The organism is Lysinibacillus sp. NPDC093210, assembly GCF_044753985.1.
Lineage (GTDB): Bacteria > Bacillota > Bacilli > Bacillales_A > Planococcaceae > Lysinibacillus.
This window is the reverse complement of record NZ_JBIVOE010000003.1, coordinates 104,055-117,156: the sequence shown is the minus strand read 5'-3', so window position 1 is coordinate 117,156 and position 13,102 is coordinate 104,055. Positions and strand designations below refer to the sequence as shown.

The window sequence follows — 13,102 nt, the reverse complement described above, 5'->3', positions numbered from 1 at the left end:
GTGCTGGAAGCCGGCGATACAACTAGATCCGACATCCCCTCGGAGTGAACTATTAAACGCGTGATCGCCATTAGATAGTTCCGGGCATAATCGAAGTGCTCGTTATTAATGAATAAATGATTTATGACACCGTATTGGATGTAAGTTTACTTACATTGGTGCATAAATGCTTTCATTTATTCGCGAGGTAGCAATTTTTATTGCTATAAACAAGGGTGGTACCATGAAAAGTCTTTTTCATCCCTACGCAAGGTAGTTATTTGCGTTCGGAGAAAAGGGCTTTTTATTTTTTTTCAAAAAGAACAGTATATTCTATTTTATGTTTTCCAGCATAAATTTCTTAACCTTTTCAACGTTAAATCATTAAAGTGTTCATTAACTAGAACAGGTAGTCGTATGCTGTTGTGAATCGAAAGACAAGAAGGAGGCATATTTTGATGAGTACAAATGTTTCAATTAATGAAAAAGAACAATTGGCGACAGAAGAAGTAGCGCAAACTTTTCAAGCGAAAGACGGTGCAGACGTTTTAGTCCAAGCGCTACATGATCAAGATGTAGAGATAATTTTTGGATATCCAGGTGGGGCAGTACTTCAAATATACGATGCAATGTACAAAAATCCAATTCGTCATATTTTAACACGTCATGAGCAAGGTGCCATTCACGCAGCTGAAGGCTATGCACGTGTATCGAATAAACCGGGAGTTGTTATCGCTACAAGTGGTCCAGGTGCCACGAATCTAGTAACAGGTATTGCGGATGCGATGATTGATTCGATTCCATTAGTTGTTTTCACTGGTCAAGTAGCCACATCTGTTATTGGGACAGATGCATTCCAAGAGGCAGATATTATGGGCATTACAACACCGATTACAAAGCATAACTATCAAGTGCAGGATGTTAATGATATTCCACGCATTGTGAAAGAAGCTTTCCATATTGCCAACACAGGCCGTAAAGGACCAGTTGTTGTGGATTTCCCAAAAAACGTCTCTCAAATGCTGTTTGATGTAGATAATCCACCAAAAGAACCAGAAGAAATCTATTTACCAGGATATCAGCCAACCTATAAGCCGAACTATTTACAAATTCAAAAGGCTATTCAAGCAATTTCATTAGCTAAAAATCCAGTAATTTTAGCAGGAGCTGGAGTACTATTTGCTGATGCACGTGAAGAATTAACGACACTCGCTGAAAAGTATCGAATTCCAGTGGCCAATACATTATTAGGTCTCGGCTCCATCCATGGTGACCATGAATTATTCATTGGTATGGCAGGGATGCATGGGACGGTAACAGCGAATATTGCGATTACGAAATCGGATTTACTATTAAATATCGGTGCTCGCTTTGATGATCGCTTAACAGGGAATTTAGCAACGTTCGCACCGAATGCGACAATTGTCCATATCGATATTGATCCAGCTGAAATAGGTAAAAACGTACCAACCGATATCCCAATCGTTGCGGATGCGAAAGAGGCGCTAAAATCTTTATTGAAAAAAGACTTTGATGGTCCAGATACTACACAATGGCTAGAGTTTTTAAATAATCACGCAAAAGAATATCCGCTTTGGTATACAAAAGAAGCTGGTGACTCGGAAGTTTTACCGCAGGAAGCGCTAGAGCTTGTGCATAAAATTACTGAAGGGGATGCCATTGTTACGACGGATGTAGGGCAGCATCAAATGTGGGCGGCGCAATATTACCGCTTAAACAATGATCATGGTTGGGTAACGTCTGGTGGACTTGGTACGATGGGCTTCGGCTTCCCGGCCGCAATTGGAGCCCAGTTTGCGAAGCCAGACAAAAAAGTTGTTTCGATTGTAGGCGATGCAGGATTCCAAATGACTGCACAAGAGCTTTCATTATTACAAGAATTCAACTTACCAGTAAAAATTGTGATTTTAAATAACAGCTGTTTAGGAATGGTACGCCAATGGCAACAAACATTCTATGAAGAGCGTTATTCATCTTCACTTATGCCGATTCAGCCAGACTTTGTTAAATTAGCGGATGCATACGGCATTAAAGGCTATCGAATTAACACAATTGACGAAGCGGAAAGTATTTTCCGTGAGGCACTTCTTAATGACGAGCCAGCGTTAATCGATTGCCGCGTAAAACAGCTTGAATGTGTATACCCAATGGTTGCACCAGGTAAAGGGTTACATGAAATGATTGGGGTGAAAAAGAATTGAAACGAGTAATTACCGTAACAGTGATTAATCAAAGTGGTGTACTAAACCGTGTAACAGGTTTACTTATGAAGCGTCAATTCAATATCGAATCGATCACAGTTGGTCATACAGAACAGCCAAACTTCTCTAAAATGACGTTTGTTGTAAATGTAGAAGATGAGCGAAAAATTGAACAACTTGTGAAGCAACTATCGAAGCAAATTGATGTGTTAAAAGTCAATGACATTACAGATAAATCTATCGTGCTTCGTGAGCTAGCGCTTGTGAAGGTTATTTCACCACCAAATTTACGTCTGGAGATGAACTCAATTGTTGAACCGTTCCGCCCACAAATTATTGATACAGCGAAAAATGTTGTGACTTATCAAGTGGTAGGACATCCAGAAAAAATTGATGCCTTTATTGAGCTTATTCGCCCATATGGTATTAAAGAATTAACACGTACGGGTGCTACAGCATCTGTTCGTGAAACGCAAAAAATCATGAATACACAGCTCTCTATTTTAAAATAGTTTGCATATAAAATTGAAACTTGTGATTCGTCATACTGAATAAGTAGTAAGCATCACAAGCAAAAAAATAAACCCACTATTAGGAGGAAACAAACAATGGCTACTATGTACTATGAACAAAACATCAACGAGGACGTATTAAAAGGGAAAAAAATCGCAATTATCGGTTACGGCTCACAAGGTCACGCACATGCATTAAATCTTAAAGAATCAGGTTTTGATGTAGTAGTAGGTGTTCGCCCAGGAGGATCTTTCGACGCAGCAAAAGCTGATGGCTTAGATGTTAAAACCGTTGCTGAAGCAGCTCAACAAGCAGATGTAATTCAAATCTTACTTCCAGACGAGCGTCAAAAAGCAGTTTATGAAGCTGAAATTGCTCCATATTTAGAAGCTGGTAAAGCTCTTATGTTCGCTCATGGTTTTAATATTCACTTCGGTCAAATTACACCACCAGCAGATGTTGATGTATTTTTAGTAGCACCAAAAGGTCCAGGGCATCTAGTACGTCGTCAATTCCAACAAGGTGCCGGTGTACCAGGTTTATTCGCAATCCATCAAGATGCAACTGGTCAAGCAAAAGATCTAGCTCTTGCTTACGGTAAAGGCATTGGCGCAGCACGTGGAGGTTTACTTGAAACATCATTCAAAGAGGAAACAGAAACTGACCTATTCGGTGAGCAAGCAGTACTTTGCGGTGGGGCAACACAATTAGTAAAAGCAGGATTCGAAACATTAGTAGAGGCTGGCTACCAACCAGAACTTGCTTACTTCGAAACATTACACGAATTAAAATTAATCGTGGACTTAATGTTTGAAGGTGGTATGGCAACAATGCGTTACTCAGTATCAGATACAGCTGAGTGGGGTGATTATGTGGCAGGTCCACGTATCATTGATGAATCTGTTAAAGGTCGTATGAAGGATGTATTAACAGATATCCAAGATGGTACATTTGCTCGTCGTTGGATTCAAGAAAATGAAAATGGTCGTCCAGACTATACGAAGTTCAAAGAAGCTGGTGCTAATCACCAAATCGAAGAAGTTGGTGCAAAATTACGCGCAATGATGCCATTCATTAATGAAGGTAAGGAAAAAGTTGTGAGAGAAGTGGCTACAAGTGCGAAAAATTGATATTTTTGATACAACACTTCGCGATGGCGAACAATCTGCAGGTATCAACTTAAATACAGCAGAGAAAATTGAAATTGCCAAGCAACTTGAACGACTAGGTGTAACGATTATTGAAGCAGGTTTTCCTGCTTCATCGCCTGGTGATTTTGAGGCGGTTAACCGGATTGCCGGTACTGTGAAAAATTCAATTGTTACAGGGCTAGCTCGTTGCGTCCAAAAAGATATAGATACAACATGGGAAGCTATTAAAGTAGCAGAACAACCACATATTCATATTTTTTTAGCAACATCTCCAATTCATATGGAATACAAGCTAAAAAAATCACCAGATCAAGTAGTAGAACAAGCAATTGAAGCTGTGAAATATGCAAAAAAATACTTCTCTCTTGTGCAATGGTCTGCAGAGGATGCTTTCCGATCGGATCGTGAATTTTTAGTACGTATTATGAATGACGTCATTGCAGCTGGTGCAACGACGATTAACGTCCCTGATACAGTTGGCTATGCTTCTCCACAAGAATATGGAGCATTATTTAAATTTTTATTAGAAAATGTGAAAGGTGCTGAAAAAGTTAAATTCTCAGCACATTGCCATAATGACTTAGGGATGGCGACGGCGAACACAATCGCTGCTATCGAAAATGGTGCTTCACAAATAGAAGGAACAATTAACGGTATCGGAGAGCGTGCGGGGAATGTTGCACTAGAAGAAATTGCTGTTGCTCTTCATATCCGTAAAGATCTTTACCCTGTGAAAACAGGAATTAATTTACAAGAAATTAAGCGTACATCTCAATTAGTAAGTAAACTAACGAATGTAGTTATTCAGCCGAACAAAGCGATCGTTGGTAAAAATGCATTTGCCCATGAGTCTGGTATTCATCAAGACGGCGTGCTTAAAAATCCTGAAACTTACGAAATTATTTCACCTGCATTAATTGGCGAAGGTGAAGTGCCACTTGTCCTTGGAAAACATTCTGGACGTGCTGCCTTCCGAGATCGTGCGGTAACAATGGGCTTCACACTGTCAGATGAAAAGCTAAACAAAGCTTTTGTTGAATTTAAACAGCTCGCAGATCGTAAAAAGGAAATTACGGAAGAAGATTTACTAACACTTCTTACGGAACAACAAGTACAAATTGAAGATGTGCCATTATTTGAACTGAAAATGGTACAGGTGCAATATGGTACAGAAAATATTCCGACAGCCACTGCAACTGTTGTGACGCCAGAAGGTCATGTGAAAAATGTAGTGGCAACGGGCTCAGGCTCAGTAGAAGCTATATTTAATACGTTAGAACAACTTGTGCCAGGTAACATCAATGTTATTGATTACCGTGTGACATCTGTCGGCAAAGGGCGCGATGCACTTGGTGAAGCTGTCATTAATATTCGATACGACGGTGTATCAACAACGGGACGAAACTCGTCTCAGGATGTATTAGAAGCATCTGCAAAAGCTTATTTAAATGCGATTAATCGACATTTAATCCAAGTAAGTCTTCGAGCTCAAGGTCAACTAGTTTAATTTGATTTGGCTCTCACCTGCCTAAAATAGGTGAGAGTCTTTCCTAAAACAGCGTAACCATACTCTATAAAAAGAAAGGTGTTTTTATAAATGGAGAAAAAAATTACAGTACTTCCTGGCGACGGAATTGGGCCAGAAGTGGTTGCGTCAGCTATACGTGTATTACAAGTAATCGGTAAACGATTTAACCATACATTCCATTTAGGTTATGGAACAATCGGAGGCGCTGCCATCGATCAACACAATAATCCACTACCCGATGAAACAATTGAAATGTGCGAGGGCAGTGATGCCATTTTATTAGGAGCAGTAGGGGGTCCGAAATGGGACAATAACCCTCCAGAACTACGTCCAGAAAAAGGATTGTTACGTATTCGCAAGCACTTTGACTTATTCGCAAATTTACGTCCAGTAAAGGCGTTCCCGAGTTTACTAGATGCTTCACCTTTAAAACGTGAAGTAGCCGAAAACGTCGATTTAATGATCGTACGTGAACTGACAGGCGGCGTATACTTCGGGGAACCACGTATGCGTACTGAAAATGGCGCAATTGATACTACAGTTTACTCAACAGCAGAAGTAGAGCGTATCGTTGAAAATGCCTTTGAATTAGCACGTTTACGTGGGGGCAAATTATGTTCTGTCGATAAAGCAAACGTACTTGAAACAAGCCGTTTATGGCGCGAAGTTGTAGAAGCGAAGAAAAAGGATTATCCAGATGTGCAAGTCGAGCACAACTTAGTAGATTCAGTAGCTATGAAATTAATTACAAATCCAGCTCACTATGATGTCGTTGTTACAGAAAACATGTTTGGTGATATTTTAAGTGATGAAGCATCGGTTATAACAGGGTCACTAGGTGTATTACCATCCGCATCCATTCGTGGTGATAATTTTGGTCTTTATGAACCAGTACACGGTTCAGCACCAGAGATTGCAGGGCAAGGTGTTGCCAATCCAGCAGCAACAATTCTTTCAGTCGCTATGATGTTACAATACTCATTCGGACTAGCAGAAGAACCTGCTGAAATTGAACGTGCTGTTAGTGCTGTGTTTGATGATGGTTACTTTACAGCTGACCTTGCACGCGATGGAGGGCGAACATTATCTACAAATGAATGGACAGATAAAGTAATTAACGAAATTGATACAAGTTTTGTATCGGAAAGTATTATGACAACATATATTTAAGAAATAGGTGAAGACAATGGGAAAAAATATAATTGAAAAGATTTGGGATAAACATGTTGTTTATCAGGAAGAGGGCAAACCGGACCTGTTATATATTGATCTTCATTTAATTCATGAAGTAACTTCTCCGCAAGCATTTGAAGGTTTACGCATGAACGGACGTAAAGTGCGTCGTCCTGATTTAAGCTTTGCAACGATGGATCATAACGTTCCAACAAAAAACTTACCGACTATTAATGACCCAATTGCACGCAATCAAATCGAAACATTAGCGAAAAATGCTGCTGAATTTGGGATTGAACTTGCAGGCATGGGTCACCCAGATCAAGGAATTGTTCATGTTATTGGACCAGAATTAGGTTTAACACAACCTGGTAAAACAATCGTTTGTGGAGATTCTCATACTTCTACACATGGTGCATTTGGTGCCATTGCATTTGGTATCGGTACATCAGAAGTAGAACACGTAATGTCCACACAAACGTTATGGCAAAACAAGCCTAAAACAATGGAAATTCGTGTTGAAGGCGAGCTTCCTGTTGGCGTTGCGGCAAAGGATATTATTTTGGCAATCATCTCGAAATTTGGTATTGGCGTTGGTACAGGGCATATTGTGGAATTCACTGGAGAGGCAATCCACAAACTGTCAATGGAAGAACGAATGACAATCTGTAATATGTCAATCGAAGCGGGAGCAAAGGCTGGTCTTGTATCACCAGACCAAATTACAGTAGATTATATTCGTGACCGCAAATATGCACCACAAGGTGACAAATTTGAAGAAGCTACAGCTTATTGGTTGAGTTTAGCATCAGATGAGGATGCTACATATGATGAAGTCCGCATCATTAAGGCTGAGGAAATTGAGCCAATTATTACATGGGGTACGAATCCTTCGATGGGCTCAGGTGTATCGCAAAATGTTCCGACGCAGGCAGATTATAAGGATGAGTCTGATAAAGCGGCTCTTCGTAAAGCACTTGCATATATGGGCTTAGAAGAAGGTCAGCCATTAACTTCAATCGATATCCAATACGTATTTATTGGCTCATGCACGAACTCACGTATAAGCGATTTACGTGCTGCGGCAAACGTTATTCAAGGACGCAAAGTTCATGAAAATGTTACAGCAATCGTTGTGCCAGGTTCCCATACTACAAAAAAACAAGCAGAGGCTGAAGGTTTGGATAAAATTTTCATTGATGCTGGTTTTGAATGGCGCGAATCAGGTTGCTCGATGTGCTTGGCAATGAATGATGATGTTGTACCAGCTGGTAAACGTTGTGCATCAACATCAAACCGTAACTTTGAAGGTCGTCAAGGTGCAGGCGCGCGCACGCATTTAGTATCACCGACAATGGCAGCAGCTTCAGCAATTGCAGGGCATTTCGTTGATGTACGGGAATTCGTGAAGGAAACTGTGTAAAAGCTAAATTTACACGGAAGGGATGATTGAAATGAAACCAATTAATATAGTAAAAAGTGTTATTACACCACTTGATCGTAAAAATGTAGATACAGATCAAATTATTTCAAAAGAATTTTTAAAACGCATTGAACGCACAGGCTTTGGTCAATATTTGTTTTATCACTGGCGCTATGATGCGCAAGGAAATGAAGTGCAAGACTTTGTATTAAATAAAGCTGAATTTAAAGACTCTAAAATTCTAGTAGCACAAGATAATTTTGGTTGTGGCTCTTCTCGTGAGCATGCACCATGGGCTATTTTAGATTATGGCTTCAATGTAGTCATTGCACCATCGTTCGCAGATATTTTCCACAATAACTGCTTTAAAAACGGTATTTTACCAATCAAGCTAACAGAAGCAGAATGCGATGAAATTTTAGAAAAAGGTTTAACAAAACCTTACCATGTGGAAGTAAATCTTGAAGCACAAACTGTAACGGGCGAAGATGGTAAAGTCTATACATTTAATATCGATTCTTATTACAAAGAAACCTTATTAAATGGCTTGGATGAAATTGCCCTAACAATTAAGTACGAAGATCAAATTGCTGCGTATGAAGCGCAGCGAGTAGCTTACTAATTAGCAAAAGTGGCTTAGACAAAAAAGTGTTAGATTGACTGCGATCAATCTAACACTTTTTTTGCTGTAAACTGTTGTCCATTACAGCGGACACCATCGCAGATAAAACAGGTGAATCGTCGAACATGGCTAGAAATTGCTGATAAACCTAGTGGAATCGCTGGTACCTCGTAAGAGTGAAAACAAGTAAGCCTTTGTCTTTCTATTGTTGACTCGGTAAAATGGTAAGGAAGATTGGAAAGGATGATTTAGATGATAACAGTAATCGGTAGTTTAAATATGGATTTAGTAATACAAATGGCTAATTTTCCTCAGCAAGGAGAAACAGTACTTGGTGAAGCGTTTCGAACAAGTCCAGGTGGGAAAGGCGCAAATCAGGCTATTGCTGCTGCACGTTTAGGTAGTCAGGTAACAATGGTTGGTTGCGTAGGTAATGATGACTTTGGTAATACGTTGCGAACAAATTTAGAGCAAGAGCATGTTAATACGAAAACGCTTATGTCAGCTTCAGCACCGACGGGAGTAGCTAATATTTTAGTTCATCATAATGATAATCGGATAATTGTAGTACCAGGGGCAAATTATAAATTGGAACCGTCCCATTTAGATGCGGTAAAAGATGTGATAGAGCAGAGCAAAATAGTAATTTTACAGCTGGAAATTCCTAAAGAAACGACGGCATATGCATTAAAATTATGTAAGGATGCTAATGTGCCGGTGCTATTAAATCCTGCGCCAGCGGCAAATTTTGATATACAGTGGATTAACGATATAACATACATCACACCTAATGAAATAGAGTGTGCCCAGTTATTTGGAGACGATTTTGAAGGTATACTAGAAAAATATCCGAATAAGATGATCATTACACTAGGAAGTGATGGCGCTCGTTATTTTGATGGAGAATACCCTATTCATGTTCCTGGCTATATGACAAAAGCATCAGATACAACAGGAGCAGGCGACACATTTAACGGTGCGCTTGCTTATGCATTAACGGAGGGGCAATCATTGGATGAAGCTGTTTATTTTGCAAATATAGCTGCCTCACTTTCTGTCGAGAAATTAGGCGCACAAGGCGGTATGCCAACGCTTAGCCAAGTGTATGCGCGAATGGCTGGTTTTGACGAATAGAAAATATTGCGTTTCAAGATTAGCTTTAAGTCGTCATATGTTAGCTAGAAAATCTCATTTCATTTACCTAGTCGCGCTATAAATTAAGAAAATATAGAAAATTTAACTAAGAAGTAAATCCTATTTGTGACAACCCGAACTGAGTAGTTTGTCCTTTTTTGTTATTAATTTTCAACTATGTATAAGAAATAGAATAGTTTCATTTATAATGAAACTATAGATACATAGGAAAGAGGTTTTGAGGATGACGAATATTGACACTACGCCAATCGACTATACAGCCTCAGCGAATAATATTTTGCCACAGTTTGTGGATCGTTTACGTCAACTGCACAGCATTATTGTACAAAATACATATGTAAAAGATACAGCTAAGCACTTAAATCGTATAATCCAAGATGCAAACAATGAAACAATGGTACTGATAGTCGGGAAACAACGGGTAGGAAAAACAACACTTGTGAATGGACTTCTTGGTCGTTCTATTTTACCCGTTAGCGATCAAAATCCGACAGGGGTTAACACGTTTTTACGTTATGGTGAAAATGAGGAAGTTAAAGCTTATTTTTTAGATGGTATGGTGGCAATCTTTGATATGAGTAAACTAGAATTACTCACAACTGGAGATACATTTGCATCACAAATTTTACGTGAACATTTAGACTATCTAGAAGTATATATAAAACATGATTTATTGAAATCTGTTACAATTATCGATTCGGTATCATTGGAAGCAGGAGGGGGAGAAATGGCCTATTTCTCTGAATCTTTGATAAATCGTGTTGATGAAATTTTCTGGGTACTACGCTCTCAATCAATGGCTATCGACGCAGAAATTTTATTAATGGAGGCTTTAAAAAATAAAGGGGTTGTACCTCTTTGTATCGTAAATGCAATTGATACAAATAATAATACAGAAGCGTTTATAAGTTCTGAAAAAGAGCGAATTGGTCATTTAATTAGCGACTTTGTTCCTGTTTCGGCAATCGATGCCCTTGAAGCACAACGAACTGAAAATAAAGAGTTATGGCACCAGAGTCAATATGATAATTTAATTGCGCAAATTCAACGTGTTGCGATGAATAGTGATAAAAAAACGTATGCAATTATTATTCGTTTTTTACAATGGCTAGAACGTTTCCGTTTTGAATTAACAGTTATACCACACCGTGACCCATTCCAATCAGCAGTAGAAAATATAGAAAAATTTGCTGGCGATACACAATATGAATTTTCACGTTACCAACGCGATTTAGCGATTGTACAAGAATACGAACAAGAGTATGAACAAGTGGCGAATGTATTTAAAAATGTACAAACATTGTATCAGCTATTACAAACGATTTCCCAAAATGATTATTTACAGGATGATCAAGTAGAACAGTTTACTGAAAAGGCGATAATCTATCAGCAAGCCTTACGAGAATATCGAAATATGCACAACGAATATATGAGAGAATATGAGCGCCTGGATGCACAGCATAAAAAAATTCATGGCAAAGGACTTATGAAAGCCATCTTTGGTCAACATACCCAAAATGAATTTTTCAAAGAACGTGTGCTTCGATTAAATGAACAGCAAGAGGAATGTGTTACTCAGTATGCGAAAGTAAGAGAAGCGGAAGCCTCAATTATTGAAGAAATACAATCAATCCAAAGCTATTTAATAGGTTTATCGAAAAAACGTTTAGCTCGAATTGAGAAAAGGGTGAAAGAGCTTAACCAGCAACGTGCAAAAGAGAAAAAGCAACTAAAATTATATGCAGCTAAATTAAATGAGTTTTCGTGTTTAATTGAAGCACAAGGATTTATTAAAGATAATATCCAGCCATTTTTAATGGAAGATAGAATGCCACTTCGCATAAAAGATCAACAAATGCTGAAAGAAACAATCGACAGTATCATTGACATCGATTTATCGAAAAATGGCTTACTAGCTAGAAGTCAGATGAATAATAAAATGGAAAGTATTGAAATTCCTTTTGAAGTCGGCAGTAAGTACCCATTACAAGGCTTACACCTTGCTGAGACGGATGTAAGATCAAACGATATTCCAGCAATACCAAAAAAATTAGAAGTACAATATGAGTCATAATATTTATTAGTCAAAGTCCTAAAAGTGTTGGATTCTTTTAGGGCTTTGTTTTATTTATGTGGCATTAAAGTGTGGATGAATGGCAACAACTTCAATAATGGCTTTCACCTTAACTAGAGATCAATCCTATTAACAATATCCATTGGATGTTATAAAATAGGCATACAAAGATGAAGTGGGGGGTTTTTTTGGTTTCTTCTAAAGATGTAGCAAAGTTTGCCGGTGTCTCTCAGACGACTGTTTCAAGAGTGTTAAATACACCTGAATTAGTTAAGCCGAAAACAATAAAAAAAGTGATGGAAGCAATTGAAGAATTAAACTATATTCCAAACGATATTGCAAGATCACTGGTACAACAAAAGACAGGAATTATTACTTTAATATCTGGACCTTTGCATAATCCTTTTTTTGTCGATACAACAACTGCAATTGTAAATTATGCGAACGCCAGGGGCTATAAAGTAAATGTGCATTTTGGAACGGAAGAAAATTTACATACAATTTATAATTCCGTGTTAGAAACGAAAGTTGATGCAATTATTTTATCTTCTATCGGGTATACGGATCCATTATTTTATAAGCTCGAAAAGTTGGATATACCCTTTATAATGTTTAATCGTAAGCATAAAGAAAATAAGCATTTTGTAGAAATAAATAATGTGGAGGCTGGTTATTTAGCGACTAAACATATGCTTTCTTTAGGCCATAGGGATCTTTGCTGGATTGGTGGTCCACATGAAATGAGTACTTTTTTTGGAAGATATGAAGGCTTCAAAAGAGCGTTAGCAGAAGCAGAAATTGACAAAAATATAGTGCCAACATTTTTAACAAATACGAGCAAAGATGATATTAAGCGTGCTTTTGAAGAACTTTTGCTACTAAACCCAAGACCAACAGCGATTTGTGCTGCAACAGATGCTATTGCTATTGAAATTCTAAACCAATGTTTAGAGCAAGGATTTGCTATTCCTAACGATTTTAATGTAATTGGTATTGATAATGTAGAGTTAAGTAAACATCATTCCATATCCTTGACTACTGTGGGCATCGAATCGGAAAAAAATCTAGGATTTCTAGCGATTGAAAAATTATTTGATGTTATGGAGAAAAAAAGTGCTTGCATCAAGCAAACTGAATCTGTTAAACTTTTCCCAAGAAACACCACGGGTAAAAAATGAACTGATATTCGTCAGTTTATTTTTTTACTCGATAAATGGTTACGTATTCATTTCTTTATTTTCAGAAATGAATACGTAACCATG

The 13,102-nt window shown here is 38.2% G+C and carries 10 protein-coding genes; all 10 read left to right on the top strand.

What is annotated here, in order from left to right:
• The first annotated feature begins 437 nt into the window (after positions 1 to 437).
• Complete coding sequence (gene ilvB, locus ACIP9C_RS09760; RefSeq protein WP_401010084.1) at positions 438 to 2,201, top strand: biosynthetic-type acetolactate synthase large subunit; 1,764 nt, start codon at positions 438 to 440, stop codon at positions 2,199 to 2,201.
• Entirely contained in the window at positions 2,198 to 2,713 is a 516-nt protein-coding gene (gene ilvN / locus ACIP9C_RS09755) for an acetolactate synthase small subunit (protein WP_173478925.1), read from the top strand. Before ilvB ends, ilvN begins: the two co-directional genes overlap by 4 nt.
• Before the next feature lie 96 nt (positions 2,714 to 2,809).
• A complete protein-coding gene (ilvC, locus tag ACIP9C_RS09750) occupies positions 2,810 to 3,844 on the top strand; it encodes a ketol-acid reductoisomerase (protein WP_401010082.1) in 1,035 nt (344 codons plus the stop codon).
• Positions 3,831 to 5,372, top strand: coding sequence for a 2-isopropylmalate synthase (locus tag ACIP9C_RS09745; RefSeq protein WP_401010080.1), 1,542 nt, complete (start codon positions 3,831 to 3,833; stop codon positions 5,370 to 5,372). The genes ilvC and ACIP9C_RS09745 overlap by 14 nt, the downstream gene beginning before the upstream one ends.
• Positions 5,373 to 5,462: 90 nt before the next feature.
• A complete protein-coding gene (gene leuB / locus ACIP9C_RS09740) occupies positions 5,463 to 6,563 on the top strand; it encodes a 3-isopropylmalate dehydrogenase (RefSeq protein WP_401010078.1) in 1,101 nt (366 codons plus the stop codon).
• A gap of 16 nt (positions 6,564 to 6,579) precedes the next feature.
• Positions 6,580 to 7,989 (top strand): 3-isopropylmalate dehydratase large subunit, encoded by a 1,410-nt coding sequence (leuC, locus tag ACIP9C_RS09735; protein ID WP_401010076.1) that lies wholly within the window; start codon positions 6,580 to 6,582, stop codon positions 7,987 to 7,989.
• Positions 7,990 to 8,020: 31 nt separating this feature from the next.
• Positions 8,021 to 8,611 (top strand): 3-isopropylmalate dehydratase small subunit, encoded by a 591-nt coding sequence (gene leuD / locus ACIP9C_RS09730; RefSeq protein WP_401010074.1) that lies wholly within the window; start codon positions 8,021 to 8,023, stop codon positions 8,609 to 8,611.
• A gap of 252 nt (positions 8,612 to 8,863) precedes the next feature.
• Complete coding sequence (gene rbsK / locus ACIP9C_RS09725) at positions 8,864 to 9,745, top strand: ribokinase (protein WP_401010073.1); 882 nt, start codon at positions 8,864 to 8,866, stop codon at positions 9,743 to 9,745.
• 244 nt (positions 9,746 to 9,989) lie between these two features.
• The gene (locus ACIP9C_RS09720) at positions 9,990 to 11,840 is read left to right on the top strand and encodes a dynamin family protein (protein ID WP_401010072.1); all 1,851 of its coding nucleotides are present in this window, start codon (positions 9,990 to 9,992) and stop codon (positions 11,838 to 11,840) included.
• A gap of 188 nt (positions 11,841 to 12,028) precedes the next feature.
• Positions 12,029 to 13,018, top strand: a complete 990-nt coding sequence (locus ACIP9C_RS09715) for a LacI family DNA-binding transcriptional regulator (protein ID WP_401010071.1) — start codon at positions 12,029 to 12,031, stop codon at positions 13,016 to 13,018.
• The last annotated feature ends 84 nt before the right edge of the window (positions 13,019 to 13,102 follow it).

What these genes read in the sequence shown, in the direction of transcription:
- ilvB (WP_401010084.1), top strand. Translation starts at nt 438, where the DNA reads ATGAGTACAAATGTTTCAATTAATGAAAAAGAACAATTGGCGACAGAA.
- ilvC (WP_401010082.1), top strand. Translation starts at nt 2,810, where the DNA reads ATGGCTACTATGTACTATGAACAAAACATCAACGAGGACGTATTAAAA.
- leuB (WP_401010078.1), top strand. Translation starts at nt 5,463, where the DNA reads ATGGAGAAAAAAATTACAGTACTTCCTGGCGACGGAATTGGGCCAGAA.
- leuC (WP_401010076.1), top strand. Translation starts at nt 6,580, where the DNA reads ATGGGAAAAAATATAATTGAAAAGATTTGGGATAAACATGTTGTTTAT.
- leuD (WP_401010074.1), top strand. Translation starts at nt 8,021, where the DNA reads ATGAAACCAATTAATATAGTAAAAAGTGTTATTACACCACTTGATCGT.
- rbsK (WP_401010073.1), top strand. Translation starts at nt 8,864, where the DNA reads ATGATAACAGTAATCGGTAGTTTAAATATGGATTTAGTAATACAAATG.
- ACIP9C_RS09720 (WP_401010072.1), top strand. Translation starts at nt 9,990, where the DNA reads ATGACGAATATTGACACTACGCCAATCGACTATACAGCCTCAGCGAAT.